This window comes from Streptomyces silvisoli, assembly GCF_029269905.1.
Lineage (GTDB): Bacteria > Actinomycetota > Actinomycetes > Streptomycetales > Streptomycetaceae > Streptantibioticus_A > Streptantibioticus_A silvisoli_A.
Genome location: NZ_JARJBC010000020.1, coordinates 133124 through 149880, shown reverse-complemented (window position 1 = coordinate 149880; position 16757 = coordinate 133124). Strand labels below are relative to the sequence as shown.

15 protein-coding genes are annotated in these 16757 nt (G+C 73.7%); 8 read left to right on the top strand and 7 right to left on the bottom strand.

Going from position 1 to position 16757, the window contains the following annotated elements:
• Positions 1-185: 185 nt before the first annotated feature.
• A complete protein-coding gene (locus tag P3G67_RS27320) occupies positions 186-1100 on the bottom strand; it encodes a DUF3027 domain-containing protein (protein WP_269855600.1) in 915 nt (304 codons plus the stop codon).
• Positions 1101-1467: 367 nt separating this feature from the next.
• Between P3G67_RS27320 and P3G67_RS27315 the strand changes: the two genes are divergently transcribed.
• From P3G67_RS27315 to P3G67_RS27300, 4 genes are read left to right on the top strand one after another with little or no spacing between them, the layout of a single operon-like run.
• Positions 1468-2838, top strand: coding sequence for an MFS transporter (locus tag P3G67_RS27315; RefSeq protein ID WP_276095868.1), 1371 nt, complete (start codon positions 1468-1470; stop codon positions 2836-2838).
• Positions 2839-2865: 27 nt separating this feature from the next.
• Positions 2866-3327 carry a hypothetical protein gene (locus P3G67_RS27310; protein WP_269855598.1) on the top strand — a complete coding sequence of 154 codons (462 nt, stop codon included), beginning with the start codon at positions 2866-2868 and terminating at the stop codon, positions 3325-3327.
• Between the two features lie 4 nt (positions 3328-3331).
• Complete coding sequence (locus P3G67_RS27305; protein ID WP_276095867.1) at positions 3332-4102, top strand: futalosine hydrolase; 771 nt, start codon at positions 3332-3334, stop codon at positions 4100-4102.
• On the top strand, positions 4095-4949 hold the full coding sequence (locus tag P3G67_RS27300; protein WP_276095866.1) for a 1,4-dihydroxy-6-naphthoate synthase: 855 nt from the start codon (positions 4095-4097) through the stop codon (positions 4947-4949). The genes P3G67_RS27305 and P3G67_RS27300 overlap by 8 nt, the downstream gene beginning before the upstream one ends.
• 62 nt (positions 4950-5011) lie before the next feature.
• On the opposite strand, the gene P3G67_RS27295 is transcribed toward P3G67_RS27300, so the two are convergent.
• On the bottom strand, positions 5012-5395 hold the full coding sequence (locus P3G67_RS27295) for a cold-shock protein (RefSeq protein WP_269855595.1): 384 nt from the start codon (positions 5393-5395) through the stop codon (positions 5012-5014).
• 207 nt (positions 5396-5602) lie between these two features.
• Here P3G67_RS27295 and P3G67_RS27290 point away from each other — a divergent pair, with 207 nt between their 5' ends.
• Positions 5603-5854, top strand: a complete 252-nt coding sequence (locus P3G67_RS27290) for a hypothetical protein (RefSeq protein ID WP_391858360.1) — start codon at positions 5603-5605, stop codon at positions 5852-5854.
• A gap of 19 nt (positions 5855-5873) precedes the next feature.
• On the opposite strand, the gene P3G67_RS27285 is transcribed toward P3G67_RS27290, so the two are convergent.
• Positions 5874-6509 carry an HAD family hydrolase gene (locus P3G67_RS27285; RefSeq protein WP_391858359.1) on the bottom strand — a complete coding sequence of 212 codons (636 nt, stop codon included), beginning with the start codon at positions 6507-6509 and terminating at the stop codon, positions 5874-5876.
• Between the two features lie 141 nt (positions 6510-6650).
• Positions 6651-7568, bottom strand: a complete 918-nt coding sequence (locus P3G67_RS27280) for a hypothetical protein (protein ID WP_276095865.1) — start codon at positions 7566-7568, stop codon at positions 6651-6653.
• Between the two features lie 199 nt (positions 7569-7767).
• Between P3G67_RS27280 and P3G67_RS27275 the strand changes: the two genes are divergently transcribed.
• Together P3G67_RS27275 and P3G67_RS27270 are read left to right on the top strand one after the other, a co-directional pair.
• A complete protein-coding gene (locus P3G67_RS27275; protein WP_276095864.1) occupies positions 7768-10254 on the top strand; it encodes a helicase C-terminal domain-containing protein in 2487 nt (828 codons plus the stop codon).
• A gap of 78 nt (positions 10255-10332) precedes the next feature.
• Complete coding sequence (locus P3G67_RS27270; RefSeq protein ID WP_269855592.1) at positions 10333-11982, top strand: DNA repair helicase XPB; 1650 nt, start codon at positions 10333-10335, stop codon at positions 11980-11982.
• Here the strand turns inward: P3G67_RS27270 and P3G67_RS27265 are convergent.
• Together P3G67_RS27265 and P3G67_RS27260 are read right to left on the bottom strand one after the other, a co-directional pair.
• Entirely contained in the window at positions 11979-13208 is a 1230-nt protein-coding gene (locus P3G67_RS27265; RefSeq protein WP_391858358.1) for a glycosyltransferase 87 family protein, read from the bottom strand. The two genes, P3G67_RS27270 and P3G67_RS27265, sit on opposite strands and share 4 nt — an antisense overlap.
• 93 nt (positions 13209-13301) lie before the next feature.
• Complete coding sequence (locus P3G67_RS27260; RefSeq protein WP_269855591.1) at positions 13302-13532, bottom strand: hypothetical protein; 231 nt, start codon at positions 13530-13532, stop codon at positions 13302-13304.
• Between the two features lie 320 nt (positions 13533-13852).
• Between P3G67_RS27260 and P3G67_RS27255 the strand changes: the two genes are divergently transcribed.
• Complete coding sequence (locus P3G67_RS27255; protein WP_276095863.1) at positions 13853-15904, top strand: HelD family protein; 2052 nt, start codon at positions 13853-13855, stop codon at positions 15902-15904.
• Positions 15905-15997: 93 nt separating this feature from the next.
• Here P3G67_RS27255 and P3G67_RS27250 read toward each other — a convergent pair whose 3' ends face one another.
• Complete coding sequence (locus tag P3G67_RS27250) at positions 15998-16714, bottom strand: copper homeostasis protein CutC (protein WP_276095862.1); 717 nt, start codon at positions 16712-16714, stop codon at positions 15998-16000.
• Positions 16715-16757 lie beyond the last annotated feature (43 nt).

Below are 16757 nucleotides of genomic sequence, written 5' to 3'. Positions count from 1 at the left end.
CCGCCCACCCCTCGGGGCTCCGCCCCCGAACCCCTCGACGCTCCGCCCCGAACCCCGCCGGGGCTGTGCGTCCGGTTCCGGGTGCCGGGCTCGGTGCGGTGGGCCGCGCCGTCGGGGTGCTCGCCGCCGCGGCGCGGAACCGGCGCGGCGGACACCGGCGGTCGCCGACCGCCGCGACTGGGGGCTTACGAGTGGCCCAGCTCCTCTGTCGGGCCCTCGGGCTCCACGGAGCCCGAGGGGCGGGCGGGGTGGAGCGGCAGGGGCTCGGCGTTCATCTCGTCCAGGACCGGGGGAGCCGGGCGGGGCGGCCGCGGCATGACCGCCGCCTCGGAGTGGCCGCCGCAGCCGTAGGCGAGGGAGACGACATGGCCGTCGGCGGGGCTGAACTCGTTGGCGCAGATGCCGAACGCCTGCCGTAGCGAGCCCGCGATCGGCAGCAGGAAGCCGCAGCTGACGCACGGTGCGGGCGCGGCCTGGGCCATGGGGGTGTTAGGGCCGAACTTCTCGTACCAGCGGGCCGCGGCGGCCTCCAGGCCGTACCGGGAGAGCACCCGCGCGCGCCGCAGGCCCAGTTCCTCGGCGACGGCGGAGATGCTGCCGCGGGCCGGGGCGGTGGGCAGCGCCGCGGGCGCAGTGGCCGTCACATCCGCGTCCTCGGCCTCCGCCAGTTCCGCGAGGTCCTCGGCGACCGGCGAGACCGCCGAGTCGACCGGCGCCTCCTCGTCGGCCAGCCAGCCGGGTTCCAGCCGCGGGTCGTCCGCCTCGGTGGGCAGCAGGTCGCCGGGACCCATGTCGCCCGGGCGCAGCCGTTCGCTCCACGGCACCCACTCGGGGGCCAGTAGCGCGTCCGCGTCGGGCAGCAGTACCGTCTCGTCGAGCGTGACGGCCTTCGCACGGGAGGCGCGGGTCACGGTGACCGCCCACCGCCAACCGCGGTACGCGGGGTCCTGGCAGGCGAAGGAGTGCGTGACGACGCGGTCCCCCTCGGCCACGGCCCCGAGGTGCTCACCGACGGCCTCCGCCCCGGCGAGTTCCTCGGCCGCCACGCGGGCGAGGTCAACCGCCTCGGCGCACAGGCGGTCCGGTGTCCGGCTTCGCATCGCAGCACTCACAAGAATCGATTCTCTCCTACGCCGTCTCACGGGTGCGCCGACCAGAGGTCGAGCGGGACGGAGCGGACCAGAGGACCGCGTCGACGTCCGCCCATCCGTCCTCGGGCGCACCGACTTGGTTCCCATTCTGCGGGATCGGTCGGCAGCGCGCGGCGAGGAAGTGCCGGTGACGGCGCGTGGGGCACGCTACCCGTCCGCGGTCCCGGCGGGAAGTCAGGGGTCCGTCCGACCCGTCCCGCACGGCGCCCGGCGGCGCGTCGGCGCCCACCGGCACCGCCCCGCCGTACCGCCGTCAGCGGGGACATCCGGTGGGCGGCGGCGAGAACGGCCATGCGGGGCCGGTGTTGGGGGCAGGATGGCATTCGTGGGTGCCCTACGCCGCTTCACGGCCGGGCCGATGCGTCGGGTCGGCCGGGCCGTCGCGCACGGAACGGCGCGGCTGGGAGGCGGTGTGCGGTCGGCGGTGCGCAGGGTGACGCACGCGCAGGGCGCGGGCGAGACCGGGCTGGCGAAGCTGCTGGAGTTGCAGGCGGTCAGCTCCGCGGGCGACATGATGATCACGATCGCGCTGGCCAGCACCGTGTTCTTCTCGGTGCCGGCCGGCGAGGCGCGCGGCCGGGTGGCGCTGTACCTGCTGGTCACCATGGCGCCGTTCACCCTGCTCGCCCCGGTGATCGGGCCGTTGCTGGACTCCATTCCGCACGGCCGCCGCGCGGCGATGGCGGGTTCGATGCTGGCCCGCGCGGTGCTGGCGTGGGCGATGGCCTCCGTGGTGTCGACCGCCGGGCTCGGACTGTATCCGGCGGCGCTCGGCGTGCTGGTGGCGTCCAAGGCGAACGGCGTGGTGCGCAGCGCCGTCGTACCGCGGCTGCTGCCGCCGCGGATCTCCTTGGTCAAGGCGAACTCCAGGATGACGCTCTCCGGGCTGCTGGCGACCGCGCTCGCCGCGCCGTTCGGCGCGCTGCTGCATCTGATCGGGCCCGCCTGGCCGTTGTACGGGGCGTTCGCGATCTTCTCGGCCGGGGCGTTCTGGTGCTTCTCGCTGCCGCCGCACGTGGACTCGGCCAAGGGCGAGCGCAAGGCCTCGCTGCACCGCGAGGACACACCGACCGGCAAGACGGTCCGGCGCCCGGGGTTGCGTACCGTCGGCGTGTCGGTGCTGTACGCGCTGCAGGCGAACTGCGCGCTGCGCGGGCTGTCCGGGCTGCTCACTTTCTTCCTGGCGTTCGTGCTGCGCGAGCATCCGCCCGGCGGGCTGAGCCCCGCTGTGGCGCTGGGTCTGGTGGCGGTGGCGGCGGGCGGCGGGAACGCCCTGGGCAATGTGCTCGGCGCGTGGTTGCGCACCCGGGCGCCCGAGGTGATCATCACGACCGTGCTGCTGGTGGCGCTCGGCGTGCTGGTGTTCGCCGCGATCGGCTACGGGGTGGTGGCGGTGGCCCTCGCGGCGGCGACCACCGGACTGACCCAGGCGCTGGGCAAGTTGTCGCTGGACGCGCTGATCCAGCGGGACGTTCCGGAGGAGGTGCGCACCTCGGCGTTCGCCCGTTCGGAGACCGTGCTGCAACTGGCCTGGGTGCTCGGCGGCGGCCTCGGTATCGTGCTGCCGCTCAACGGCGTACTGGGTCTGGCGGTGGGCGCCGGGCTGCTCGGGGTGGCCGCCGCGGCGACCGTCCGCGGCCTGCTGGCGGCGGCCAGACGCGGCACGCCGCACCCGCGCGCGGCGTGAACCAGGGCGCCCGGTAGCCTCAGCGTCATGACCATTCGCCGCAGTGCCACCGCCGTGGGGGCGGTTGCCCTTGGGTTGTTCGCCCTCTCCGCCTGCACCAAGCCGACCCCGCTGGCGACCGTCACCGTCGGCTCGACCTCCGCGCACACGGAAGCGTCCTGCTACAACGGCGGTAAGGCGCTGAGCGACCTGTCGTCCTGCCTGAACAAGGCGCCCGAGCAGACCGTCAAGGTGCACGCCACGGACAAGGTGCACATCGGGGTCGACCCGGCCATCGCCGACAAGGGCTGGGTCGTCCTGACCGCCACGGGCCAGAAGAGCGACGTCCTCAAGAACCAGACGTACTACACCTTCGCCAACCCCAGCGTCCTCTTCGTCGACCAGCAGAGCGGCCAGTCCTCCAAGACCGCCAACCTGAGCATCGTGGAGGTCTCCGGCAAGGGCGGCGCCGCCGGGGTGTGGAACGTCAAGCTGGAGCTGGCGGACTGACGCCGTGCGGCTGCTCGTGGTGACCGCGGTGGCGGCGGAGCGCGATGCCGCCGCCCGCGGGCTGCACGCCGCCAACCAGGCGCGGGAGACGGGTGACGCCAACGTCGGGCTGCAACGCCCGCTGCCCGGCGGCTACTCGCTGCTGCGGCTGGCCATGGACCGGTTCGGTGCGCAGGGCGCCGGCCGGGTGGACCTGCTGGACGCCGGGGTGGGCCAGGCCGCCGCCGCGGCCGGGACCGCGACCGCGCTGACCGCGGCGCGGCTCGCCGGGGAGCCGTACGACCTGGTGGTCTCGGCGGGCATCGGCGGCGGGTTCCAGCCCGCCGCGCCCATCGGGTCGACCGTGGTCGCGGACGCGATCGTCGCCGCCGACCTGGGCGCCGAGACGGCCGAAGGGTTCGTCCCCGTAACCGACTTGGGCTTCGGCACCGCACGCCATCTGCCGCCCGCGCGGCTCTCCCGCGCCGTTGCCGACGCGCTCGGCGCCGGATACGGTACCGCGCTGACCGTCTCCACCGTCACCGGCACCGCCGGGACCACAGCGGAACTGATGGATCGTCACCCCACCGCGCTGGCCGAGGCGATGGAGGGGTTCGGTGTGGCGGAGGCGGCGGCCGGGCACGGGGTACCGGTGCTGGAGATCCGTACGGTGTCGAACGCGGTGGGTCCACGGGACCGCGCCGCCTGGCGGATCGGTGACGCGCTGGCCGCGCTGACCGAGGCCTTCCGCGCACTCGTACCCGTACTGGAATCGGAGGCCGCCAGCGATGGCTGACCCGCTCAAGATCGCCTATTCGCCCTGCCCCAACGACACCTTCGTCTTCCACGCCTGGGCGCACGGCCGGGTGCCCGACGCGCCGCCGCTCGACGTGACGTTCGCCGACATCGACATCACCAACGGGATGGCGGAGCGCGGCGAGTTGGACGTCCTCAAGGTCTCCTACGCCGTACTGCCGTGGGTGCTCGGCGAGTACGCGCTCCTGCCGTGCGGCGGTGCGCTCGGCCGCGGCTGCGGGCCGCTGGTGCTGACCCGGGAGGCGGGCTCGCCCGCGGACCTCGCCGGGCGGACGGTGGCGGTGCCGAGCGAACGGTCCACCGCGTACCTGCTGTTCCGGCTGTGGGCGGCCAGCGAGGTGCCCGGCGGGGTCGGCCGGATCGAGGTGCTGCCGTTCCACGAGATCATGCCCGCGGTGCGGGACGGCCGGGTGGACGCCGGCCTGGTGATCCACGAGGCCCGCTTCACCTACCAGGACTACGGGCTGAGCTGCCTGGCCGACATGGGCGAGCACTGGGAGAAGACCACCGGGCTGCCGATCCCGCTCGGCGCGATCATCGCCAAGCGGTCACTGGGCGCGCCCACGCTGCGGCGCATCGCCGAAGCCGCCCGTACCTCGGTGCGGATGGCCTGGGACGATCCGGCGGCCTCGCGCGGCTATGTGCTCTCGCACGCGCAGGAGATGGACGAGTCGGTCGCGGACCAGCACATCGGGCTGTACGTGAACGACTTCACCGACGACCTGGGCGAGGACGGCTACGCGGCGGTGCGCGGACTGCTCACGCGTGCGGCGAGCGAGGGACTGGTACCGCCCCTCGCCCCCGACGCGCTCGACTTCCCGGCATAGCGCCTTCGGCCGCCCGCCGGTTCGGCGGGCGGCCGTTCTGGCGTGTTTGCCCGGGCCGGGGCTCAGACGTCCAGCTGGTCGGCGACCGCGCGCAGTACGCCCGCGATCTTGCGGCCGTGGGCCTTCTCCGGGTAGCGGCCGCGCTGCAGCGATCGGGCCACTTCCTCCAACAGGGTGGTGACGTCCTGCACGATCGGCAGCAGCTCGTCCGGCTTGCGGCGTTGTGCGGCGGCCACCGAAGGCGCCGGGTCCAGCACCGTCACCGAGAGCGCCTGGTCTCCGCGCTGGCCCGCGACGACCCCGAACTCCACTCGCTGGCCGGGCTTGAGCGAGTCCACCCCGGCGGGGAGGACGGACGAGTGCACGAAGACGTCACCGCCGTCGTCGCGGGAGAGAAAGCCGAAGCCCTTCTCGCTGTTGAACCACTTGACCTTGCCGGTTGGCACGTCCGACCTCGTCCTCGTCTGGTGGAGAAAATCCGTTTCGAGCACCGCCGCCCGGAACGGAGTCGTCGCCGACTCCGGGTAGCCCGCATAGCAGTGCAGCGGGCCCCCTGAAGACCCGCCTGTCACCAGGCTAATGGTCAGCGGGTGGGTGACAAGACGCCCAGGCCCCGATCCTGTGACACCTCTTGCGCGACCTACCCTGGTGAGGTGACTAGTGAAACCCGTATGCCTGGTGATCTGCTGGTGCGGATCGGCGCGATCGTGTTCATCATTGGCGCGCTCGCGACGCTCGCCACCATTACGCCGCTGTTCATCGGCACTCATCCGCTGCCGACGGCCGCGTATCTGGTGTGCATGCTGATGGGAGTCGGCTTCCTGTTGGCGCTGACCGGGCTGCTGCGTTCGGCACTCGCCCAGCGGCGCCAGACCCGCCTGTCAGCCACCGCCACCCCCAACTGAGGCCTCCGGCTCGCAGCGCCTAACCGGCAGCCTTCGCCGCATAACCGTCGAACCAGGCGGGGAACTCCGTCAGATCGCCCAGCAGTACGTCGGCACCCGCGGCGCGCAACTCGTCGGCGTCGCACGGGCCGGTGGACACCGCGACGGACAGCGCGCCCGCGGTACGGGCGCCGCGTACATCTCCGGTGTGATCGCCCACGTAGACCGACGCGCCGTGCTCGCGCAGCGCCTCCGCCTTGGCCTCGGCCCACAGCCAGCCGATCAGCGCGTCCGGCTCGATGCCCAGGTGCTTCAGGTGCAGTTCGGCGTTGGGCTGGTGCTTGGCCGTGACGACGATGGCCCGCCCGCCCGCCCGCCGTACCGCGTCGATGGCCGCACGGGCGCCGGGCATGGCCGGGGTGGGCGCGATGGCGTGCTCGACGTAGAGCGCCCGGTACCGCTCGGTGGCGTCGGCCATCTGCTCGGGGGGAAACCAGTGCGCCAGCTCCACGTCGAGCGGCGGGCCGAGCCGGGTGATCGCCAGGTCCGAGTCGATGTACCGGCCCGTCTCACGGGAGAGCTGGTCGTACGCGGCCTTGATGCCCGGCCGGGAGTCGATCAGGGTCATGTCGAGGTCGAATCCGACCGTTATCGCACGCGAGGCCATGCCGACCATTGTGACGGGAGCGGCGGAACTCCAGGTTTCGGGGGCGACAACTCTCCGCCGTGCCGGCGAGCGACCGCGACGGCGCGGCCCGGCGGTCCCGAGCCCACCGCGACCCGGCACAACCCGAAACGTCCGCTGAAAAGGCACCACTCAGCGCCGCGCACTACGCCACAGCAGGAACACTGCCGTGCCCAGCGCTGCGACCTTCACCGTCATCGGAAAGTCGGCGGTGATGGCCTGCCCCAGCTGGTTGGCGGCGAGCGGGCCGCCCCAGCGCCGGTCCGTGCGGCCCCACAGCCAGACCAGCTCCCCCAGCACGACCAGTCCCGGCACACCGAGCGCGGCGAACTTCGCCTGCCTGCGGCCGATGCCGTGCGTGAAGTACGCCAGCAGCCAACCGCCGCCCAGGGCCAGCCAGTTGCCCAGCACCACCCCGGCCACCAGTGCCAGCGCGGCCAGCAGTTCCAGGGGCCCCACCGGCAGCCGCCGCCGGGCGCCCGCCTCCCCCGCGCCCGCCGCCCCCGCCCGGCGCAGCCGGAACCGGAACCGGCGCGGAGCGGCCTCAACGGCCTCGGCCGCCTCGACCCCGGCCTCCTCGGCCGGCGCGGCGGGCTCGTCGTCGGGCTCGGGCGGCAGCAGGCCGCCGGACCATCCGGCGAGCACCTCGTTGGTGCTCAGCCCGCGTATCCCGCCGCCTTCGGTGCGCTCGTCACCGGCCGGCACCCGCCACCACTCGTCGGGCCCCGCGTCCCCGGCGGGCGCCTTGTCCAGGCTGACCGTGTCGACGGCACCCGGCGCGGGCGCCGCCACCGGCTCCTCGGTGCGCGCCCTCGGCACCGTGCCCGAGCTCTGCCGGGCGGCCGCCTGCACCACCTCGTCCGGGGTGCCGAGCTTGCCCAGGATGCGCCGTACCGCGGCCTCGCTGTCGCCACCGCCGCGCTGGCGGTCGATGTCGCCCCGCAGTTGGGCGACGAGTCTCATGCGATCGGCCGAGCCCATGGCGGTCTGGGCGAGATCGCCGACCCGGCTCAGATAGTCGAAGACGAGTTTGTCGCTCTCGATGCCCATCCCGTTCACCGCCCAACGCGCTGTCCTGCCCGGCCCGTTGACCGTACCGCCGACGCCCTGCGGGTCGCAGGGCGCACCGTGGATACGGTGAGCACTACCCGCCCTGTCGCGGACACCACACAAGTTCAGAGGATCAGGCCCTAATGTGGGACGGATGACCGCCCCAGGGTTTGGGTGACCGACCCCCGACGGCGGATCGATGACCACCGAGCGGAATCGGGAGGTGCGCGTGGCGAGCGGCGTCGAAGGGACAGGCGCGGGTTCGGGCCCGCGCACCCTCGCGGAGGATCTGCGCGCGCGGGGCGACGACGCCGTGGCGGCGCTGCTGCTGGCCCGCCCCGACCTGGTCAACCCGGTGCCCGGCGACCTCACCCAACTGGCCACCAGGGCCGGGACCCGGGCATCGGTGGTGCGCGCTCTGGAGCACCTCGACCGGTTCGCGCTGCAGACCGTCGAGGCGCTGGCGGTCGCCCCCGACCCCTGCCCGTACGACACCCTGTGCGCGCTGCTGACCGGCGACGAGGGTTCGCAGGAGATCGCGGCGGCGCTGCCCGCGGCGGTGGCCACGCTGCGGACGAACGCGCTGGTGTGGGGCGGAGACGACCGGCTGCGGCTGGTGCGCACCGCCCGTGACCTGCTCGCCCCCTCCCCCGCCGCACCCTCGCCGACCGGCCTGGGCCCGACGGTCGCCGAGGCCGCGGCGGGCATGTCGCCCGGCCGCCTGCAGCAGATCGTGGCCGACGCCGGGCTGCCCGCCACCCACGATCCGGTGAGCGCGGTCGCGGCGCTCACCGCGCTGTTCTCGGACCGGGAGCGGCTTGCCGCGCTGCTCGCCGAGGCTCCCGAGGGGGCGCGGGCGGTGCTGGACAAGCTGATGTGGGGTCCGCCCTACGGCGAGGTGGCACTGGCCGCGGAACCGGTGCGGGCGGCCACCGCCGAGACCCCCGTGCAGTGGCTGCTGGCCCGCGGCGTACTGCTGCCCGCCGGGCCGCACACCGTGCTGCTGCCGCGCGAGACCGCGCTACGGCTGCGCGGCGGGCGCGCGCACCGCTCGCCGCAGCCGCTGCCGCCCGAGGTGCCGCCGCACGCGCGGTACGACGCGCAGGTGGTCGACGGCACCGCGGCCGGTGAGGCGTTCACCGCGGTGCGCACCGTCGAGGAACTGGTCAAGGGCTGGGACACCGGCGGCCCCTTGGTGCTGCGGGCGGGCGGCATGAGCGTCCGGGACCTCAAGCGCACCGCGGCCGCGCTGGACACCACCGAGGAACTGGCCGCGTTCTGGCTGGAGACCGCGTACGCCGCGGGCCTGGTGGCCTCCGACGGCGAGGTGGATGAGGCGTACGCGCCGACGCCCGGCTACGACGAGTGGCTGCGGCTGCCCACCGAGGACCGCTGGGCGAGGCTGGCCGCCGCGTGGCTGGCGGCGACCCGCGCCCCGGGCCTGGTCGGCAGCCGGGACGCCAAGGGCCGCACGCTGGCCGCACTCGGCCCGGACCTGGACCGCTCGTTGGCGCCCGGGGTGCGGCGCCGGGTGCTGGAGCTGCTCGCCGGGGCGCCGGACGGCGCCTCCGCCCGGCCGGAGGACCTGCTGGCCCGGCTGCGCTGGGAGCGCCCGCTGCGCGGTGGCGCGGCGTTGGACGAACTGCGGGCGCGGCTCGTCCAATGGACCGTCCAGGAGGCCGAGTTGCTGGGCGTGACCGGCCGCGGCGCGCTGTCCGGGCACGGCCGCGAGCTGCTCACCGATCCGGACGCGGCCGCCGCGCGGCTGGCTCCGCTGCTGCCCGAGCCGCTGGACCACGTACTGCTCCAGGCCGACCTGACCGCGGTCGCCCCCGGGCCGCTGCGCACCGCGCTGGCCGAGACGCTGGGGGTGCTCGCCGACGTCGAGTCCAAGGGCGGGGCGACGGTGTACCGGTTCACCCCGGAGTCGGTGCGGCGGGCGCTGGACGCCGGGCGCACCGCGGCCGAGCTGCACGGTTTTCTGGCGGCGCACTCGCGCACCCCGGTGCCGCAGCCGCTCAGCTATCTGATCGACGACGTGGCCCGCCGCCACGGCCGACTGCGGGTCGGTGCCGCCTCGGCGTACGTGCGCTGCGACGACGACGCGGTGCTCTCCGAGATCCTCGCCGACCGCCGGGCCGCCGGGCTCGGCCTGCGCCGTCTGGCGCCGACCGTGCTGGCCGCCCAGTCCGAGCCGGTGACCCTGCTGGAACGGTTGCGCACCATGGGCTTCGCGCCCGCCGCGGAGTCCGCCGAGGGCGATGTGCTGATCACCCGCGCCGACGCCCGCCGTACCCCGCCGCGCGCCGCTCCCGTCCCGGTGCCGGACGGGCCGCCGCGGCCGGACCAGACGCTGCTGGCGGCCGCGGTCAAGGCGATCCGCGCCGGCGACCGCGCGGCCACCGCCCCCCGCAAGCCGGCCGCGCAGCCCGCCCCCCACGGGTCCGCGCTGCCCCGCACCACCTCGGCCGAGACGCTGGCCACCGTGCAGGCCGCGGTGCTCACCGGTGAACCCCTGTGGATCGGCTATGTCAACGCCGACGGCGCCGCCAGCCAGCGCGTCATCGAACCGGTCAAGGTCGAGGGCGGCTTCGTCACCGCCTACGACCACACCACCGACGAGGTCCGCACCTACGCCCTGCACCGCATCACCGGCGTCTGCGAACTCACCGAGGACGTCCGCTGAGGAACGACCGCCCGGTTTCCCCGCGGGATGCGCGACACTGGAGGCTTGTCCCCGTACCACGAGCGAAGGGCCAGGGCGTTGAACGGACCTCTCATCGTCCAGAGCGACAAGACGCTGCTGCTGGAGGTGGATCACCCGAGCGCGGACGAGTGTCGTCGGGCCATCGCGCCGTTCGCCGAGTTGGAGCGGGCGCCGGAGCACATCCACACCTACCGGGTCACACCGCTCGGGCTGTGGAACGCACGGGCCGCCGGGCATGACGCCGAACAGGTCGTGGACGCGCTGGTGAAGTACTCGCGGTACCCGGTACCGCACGCGCTGCTGATCGACGTCGCCGAGACCATGGCGCGGTACGGGCGGCTGCGGCTGGTCAAGCACCCCACGCACGGGCTGGTGCTGGAGACCAGCGACCGGCCGGTGCTGCACGAGGTGCTGCGGTCCAAGAAGGTCCATCCGCTGGTCGGCGCCCGGCTCGACGAGGACACCGTGGTGGTGCACCCGTCGGAGCGCGGGCAGATCAAGCAGGTGCTGCTGAAGCTCGGCTGGCCCGCCGAGGACCTCGCCGGGTACGTGGACGGCGAGGCGCACCCCATCGAGCTGCGGGAGGACGGCTGGGCGCTGCGCCCCTACCAGCAGCAGGCCGTGCAGGGCTTCTGGCACGGCGGCTCCGGCGTTGTCGTGCTGCCGTGCGGCGCGGGCAAGACGCTGGTGGGCGCGGGCGCGATGGCCGAGGCCAAGGCGACCACGCTGATCCTGGTGACCAACACGGTCTCCGCGCGGCAGTGGAAGCACGAACTGGTGCGCCGCACCTCGCTGACCGAGGACGAGATCGGCGAGTACAGCGGGACCCGCAAGGAGATCCGGCCGGTCACCATCGCCACCTACCAGGTGCTGACGACAAAGCGGAAGGGCGTCTATCCGCACCTTGAGCTGTTCGACTCCCGCGACTGGGGCCTGATCGTCTACGACGAGGTGCACCTGCTGCCCGCGCCGGTCTTCAAGTTCACCGCCGATCTCCAGGCCCGCCGCCGACTGGGGCTGACCGCGACGCTGGTACGGGAGGACGGCCGGGAGTCGGACGTGTTCTCGCTGATCGGGCCGAAGCGGTTCGACGCGCCGTGGAAGGAGATCGAGGCGCAGGGCTACATCGCGCCCGCCGACTGCGTCGAGGTCCGGGTGAACCTGACCGACTCCGAACGGCTGGCGTACGCCACGGCGGAGGCCGACGAGAAGTACCGGTACTGCGCGACGACCGCCACCAAGCGGCATGTGATCGAGGCGCTGGTGGCCAGGCACAAGGGCCAGCAGACGCTGGTCATCGGGCAGTACATCGACCAGCTCGACGAGTTGGGCGAGCACCTGGACGCGCCGGTGATCAAGGGCGAGACGACCAACGCGCAGCGCGAGAAGCTGTTCGACGCGTTCCGGGCGGGCGAGATCAGCGTGCTGGTGGTCTCCAAGGTGGCGAACTTCTCCATCGACCTGCCGGAGGCGACGGTCGCCATCCAGGTGTCCGGCACCTTCGGTTCGCGGCAGGAGGAGGCGCAGCGGCTCGGCCGGGTGCTGCGGCCGAAGGCCGACGGGCACAAGGCGCACTTCTACTCGGTGGTCGCCCGCGACACCATCGACCAGGATTTCGCCGCGCACCGCCAGCGCTTCCTGGCGGAACAGGGCTACGCCTACCGCATCGCCGACGCCGACGACATCCTCACCGGCGACGAGGTCTAGGCCACGGCGCGCCGGGCCCGTACCGCCGTCACCGCCAGGAACGCCAGGCCCATCAACGGGTAGGGGGACGCGAGGGGTTGGGCCCACCACGGCAGGTGCAGCACATAGCCGCCCGGGGCGTGCACGATCCACATCGTGCGCGCCGTGAAGCCGACGACCACCGCCGCGAACGCCACCCACCGCCAGCGCACCCGGTGCGCCTCGGCGGCCAGCAGGGCGATCAGCGGTACGCACCACACCCAGTGGTGCGACCAGCTGATCGGCGAGATCAGCAGCGCGGTGACCGCCGCGCACAGCACGCCCCAGGTCTCCAGCCCGCGCCGCGCCGCGCGCACCGAGACCAGCAGCCCCGCGACGGCGGTGAGCGCCGCCGGTACGGTCCACCACATGCCCGGGTCCGGGGTGTGCAGCAGACGGGCGACCAGGCCCTGTAGGGACTGGTTGTCGACGATCCAGACCTTGCCGACCCGCTCGGTCTCGAACATCCGCCGGGTCCAGAAGTCAACGGTGGCGCCCGGCAGCACCAGCCAGCCGATCAGCACCGTCCCGGCGAACGACACCGCCGACATGGCCGCCGCCCGCGCCCGACCGGTCAGCAGCAGATAGACGGCGAACAGCGCCGGGGTGAGCTTGATCCCGGCCGCGACGCCGATCGCCAGCCCCTTGCCGCGGGCGCCGTCCGGACGCGAGAGGTCCCACAGGACCAGGCAGGCCAGCGCGATGTTGATCTGGCCGAAGACGAAGGTCTGGAAGACCGGCTCGATCCACACCCCGAGCGCGACCGCCACGATGATCGCGACCGGCCGCAGCTCCATCCGGCGCGGCCAGCCCACGAACCTGCAGGACAGATGGGCCAGCAGTGCCAGCAGTGCGACGTTGACCTCGGTGACGCCGAGCCGCAGCACATCGAGCGGCAGCCATGACGTCGGCACGAACAGGATCGCGGCGAAGGGCGGATAGGTGGCGGGCAGGTTCCACTCGGTGACCCGCAGGTCGTACAGGCCGTGGCCGGTGGCGACGGCCATGCCCTCGGCCCGGTAGACGATGGCGTCGGCCATCTCGAAGCGCATCGCCAGGCACAGTCCGGCGTAGGCGGTGAGGGAGACGGCGAGCAGCGCGGTGGCGAGCATCAGCGGGCGCCGGGGAGTGGCGGCCAGCGCCACCCGTAGCGGCTGCGCGTCCCACCTCGTACGGTCCGCGCCGCGCGCAGCCGTTGTCGTACTCACCAAGCCACACCCTTCGATCGCCGTCCGCCCCGGCGGCGACCCTACCCGGCGGTGGTTGGCATACGCTCAGCGGCACATGCCGCTCACCGGGGGTTATTCCTGCTTGTCACCGGAACGCTGCGGTTCGTGAGGGGCGTGGTCGGGCTGCCTGGTGCCGTCGCCGCCCAGGATGACGACGCGGAAGGCGGTGTCGGCGAACACGCCGATCGCGCGCATCGTGCTGCCGAGGATGTGGCGCGGATGAGTGCGCCGAGCTGATTCGGGGGCGTCCGCCGCCCCCATCGCGGTGCTGCCCCGGATCGGGGTGAACGTCGTGGTAGCCATAGCTCAACGGTAGGTTTTCACCCCCTTGTCGTACATCGGTCCGCAGGATGATCGAGCGGTCCCCGTCCCGCAGCCCATCGGCCCAGGCCGTCAGTCCCGAGGGCTACACCGGCCCCTAGGGGGTGGGCCCCGGGATGTACACCCCACGGAAATCCATTCGCGTCACCAGGGCCGACGGCGTAACATCGCGCGTCTTGCCCCCTCCGCGCCGTCCGCGCGCCGGAGCGCGCCGACCGGACGGCAACCGGTCGGCAGCCACGCACCACACGTCACGTCCATCCACGGACGTCTGCCCTGCGCACCGCCGGAGGCACAGCACCGTGTCCATCGACACAACAGAACCGCTCGACCGTGAGCGCGCCCATCTCACCGCGTCCCGAGCCGCGCTCCGTGCCATGCGCGCTGACGCCGAGTCACTCGACATCCGCGATGTGAGCGCCAACTGGGTCAACGCCGAGGTGCTTCAGCAGCAGATCGAGCGGCGCATCGAGGCGCTCGCCGACCTCGCGCACACCCCGCTGTTCTTCGGCCGCCTCGACTATCTGCACGCCCCCGGCGCCGACCGGGCGGAGGGCGCAGAAGGGGAGCGGTTCTACATCGGCCGCCGCCATGTGCACGACGCGGACGGCGACCCGATGGTCATCGACTGGCGCGCCCCCGTCTCCCAGCCGTTCTACCGGGCCTCGCGCAAGGACCCGATGGACATCGGGATGCGGCGTCGATTCGGTTACACCGGGGGCCGGTTGACGGCCTACGAGGACGAGCACCTCAGCGACCCCGCGGAGGCCGACACAGGCAGCAAGCTGCTCCAGGCCGAGATCGAGCGGCCGCGCGTCGGCCCGATGCGGGACATCGTGGCCACCATCCAGCCCGAGCAGGACGAGATCGTCCGGGCGGGGATCGGCGGCACGGTGTGCGTCCAGGGAGCGCCCGGCACCGGGAAGACCGCGGTCGGCCTGCACCGGGTGGCGTACCTGCTCTACGCGCACCGCGAGCGGCTGGCCCGCACCGGCACGCTGGTGGTCGGCCCCAACCGCTCCTTCCTGCACTACATCGAGCAGGTCCTGCCGGCGCTGGGCGAGTTGCACGTCAAACAGGCCACCGTGGACGACCTGGTGGCCCATGTCGAGGTGCGGTCCACCGACACCGCGCGGGCCGCCCGGCTCAAGGGCGACGTGCGGATGGCGGAGGTGCTGCGCCGCGCGGTGCGCGACGGGATCAGCACGCCGACCGAACCGGTGGTCGTGGTCCGCGGCTCCCGCCGCTGGCGCGTCCCGGCCTATGAACTGGAGGAGATCCTCGGTGAGTTGAGGGCCCGGGACATCCGCTACGGCGCGGCGGCCGACGCGCTGCCGCAGCGCATCGCGCACGCGGTGCTGACCCGGATGGAGGCGGCCGGTGAGGCCCCGGACGACCGGGTGCAGGACGCGGTGGCCCGCTCCCAGCCGGTCAGGGCGGCGGCCAAGGCGATGTGGCCGCCGGTCGACGCGGCCAGGACCGTGCTGCGGCTGCTGTCCGAGCCGGAGTTCCTGGCCCGGTGCGCGGACGGGCTGCTGAGCGAGGACGAGCAGAAGGAGATCCTTTGGCCCAAGCCCGGGCGCGGGGTGAAGTCGGCGCCGTGGTCGGCGGCGGACGCGGTGCTGGTGGACGAGGCGATGGACCTGGTGCGGCGCACGCCCTCGCTCGGCCATGTCGTGCTGGACGAGGCGCAGGACCTGTCGCCCATGCAGTACCGCGCGGTGGGCCGCCGCTGCACCACAGGTTCCGCGACCGTGCTCGGTGACATCGCGCAGGGCACCACGCCCTGGGCGACGGCGAGTTGGCGGGAGGCGCTGACGCATCTCGGCAAGCCGGATGCCACCGTCGAGGAGCTGACCCGGGGGTTCCGGGTGCCCCGCGAGGTGATCGCGTACGCCTCCCGGCTGCTGCCCGCCATCGCGCCGGACCTGGCCCCGGCCACCTCCGTCCGGGAGTCGCCGGGCGACCTGCGGGTACGGCGGGTGGCGGCGGAGGAACTGACCGCGGCGGTGCTCGCGGCGGGCCGGGAGTCGCTGGAGCGGGAGGGCTCTGTCGGGCTGATCGCCGCCGACGCCCGGGTACCGGTGCTGGCCGCGGCGCTGGACGCGGCCGGGGTGCGGTACCTCTCGCCCGGTGAGGAGACCACTGAGCAGGCCCGGCTCACGCTGGTACCGGCTTCGCTGGCGAAGGGCCTTGAGTACGACTACGTGGTGCTGGACGAGCCGTCCGCCGTCGTCGACGGCGAGCCGGACGCGCGCACCGGGCTGCGGCGCTTGTACGTGGCCCTCACCCGGGCGGTTTCCGGGTTGATCGTTGTGCATGCGGCCCCGTTGCCGGAGCAACTGGCCGCATAGGTTCCGGGCGGGTGCCCGGGGCGGTACGGCCCGATGGGTGCGCGCGGCGCCGCCGTGGGCTTTTCCACCCGCCCGCCTTTTGCGCCTGCCTGTTCAGGGGACCGGCACCGGGGTGTCGAGGGCTTCGCGCCACTCGCGGACCGCCTCCGGTGCCACCGTGGTCGACCAACCGCCGGGGCGGACGGCGGCGCCGACGTGGAAGGCGTCCACACCCGCGGCGCGCAGGTACGGCAGGTGGGCCGCCCGCAGGCCGCCGCCCACCAGCAGGCGGGGCTCGTAGCCGGGCTCGGCGGCCCGGGTCCTGGCCGCCTCCTCCCGCAGGACCGGCAGGCCGTCCGGCACACCGAGCGCGGAGCCCGCGGTGAGATAGGTGTCCAGGCCGGGCAGCCCGGCGAGCGCCTTGCGCAGCGCGTCGCGGTCGGCCGCGCGGTCGATGGCCCGGTGGAAGGTCCAACGGGACCCCTCGATGGCGTCGACCAGCGCCCGTACCGCCGCCATGTCGGGGCCGCCGTCCCGGTCGAGGAAGCCCAGCACGAACTCATCGGCGCCCTCGGCCCGCAGCGCCCGCGCCCGTACGCACAGCGCGTCCACGTCGCGCGGACCGCCAGCGCCGAAGCCGTCCGTCATCCGCAGCATCACCCGCACCGGAATGCCGACCGCGGCCCGCACCGCCGCGAAGGTCTCCAGGCTCGGCGTGAGGCCGTCGGCGGCCATGTCCGTGACAAGTTCGAGGCGATCCGCCCCACCGGCCTCTGCGGCGACGGCGTCGTCGGCGCCCAGAGCGATCACTTCGAAGATTGGTCTAGACATGTAGCACAGCCTGCCACACGGCCGTTCGCACTGCCAGACGACC

What these genes read in the sequence shown, in the direction of transcription:
- P3G67_RS27320 (WP_269855600.1), bottom strand. Translation starts at nt 1,100, where the DNA reads ATGCGAAGCCGGACACCGGACCGCCTGTGCGCCGAGGCGGTTGACCTC.
- P3G67_RS27315 (WP_276095868.1), top strand. Translation starts at nt 1,468, where the DNA reads ATGGCATTCGTGGGTGCCCTACGCCGCTTCACGGCCGGGCCGATGCGT.
- P3G67_RS27310 (WP_269855598.1), top strand. Translation starts at nt 2,866, where the DNA reads ATGACCATTCGCCGCAGTGCCACCGCCGTGGGGGCGGTTGCCCTTGGG.
- P3G67_RS27300 (WP_276095866.1), top strand. Translation starts at nt 4,095, where the DNA reads ATGGCTGACCCGCTCAAGATCGCCTATTCGCCCTGCCCCAACGACACC.
- P3G67_RS27285 (WP_391858359.1), bottom strand. Translation starts at nt 6,509, where the DNA reads ATGGTCGGCATGGCCTCGCGTGCGATAACGGTCGGATTCGACCTCGAC.
- P3G67_RS27280 (WP_276095865.1), bottom strand. Translation starts at nt 7,568, where the DNA reads ATGGGCATCGAGAGCGACAAACTCGTCTTCGACTATCTGAGCCGGGTC.
- P3G67_RS27275 (WP_276095864.1), top strand. Translation starts at nt 7,768, where the DNA reads ATGACCACCGAGCGGAATCGGGAGGTGCGCGTGGCGAGCGGCGTCGAA.
- P3G67_RS27260 (WP_269855591.1), bottom strand. Translation starts at nt 13,532, where the DNA reads ATGGCTACCACGACGTTCACCCCGATCCGGGGCAGCACCGCGATGGGG.
- P3G67_RS27250 (WP_276095862.1), bottom strand. Translation starts at nt 16,714, where the DNA reads ATGTCTAGACCAATCTTCGAAGTGATCGCTCTGGGCGCCGACGACGCC.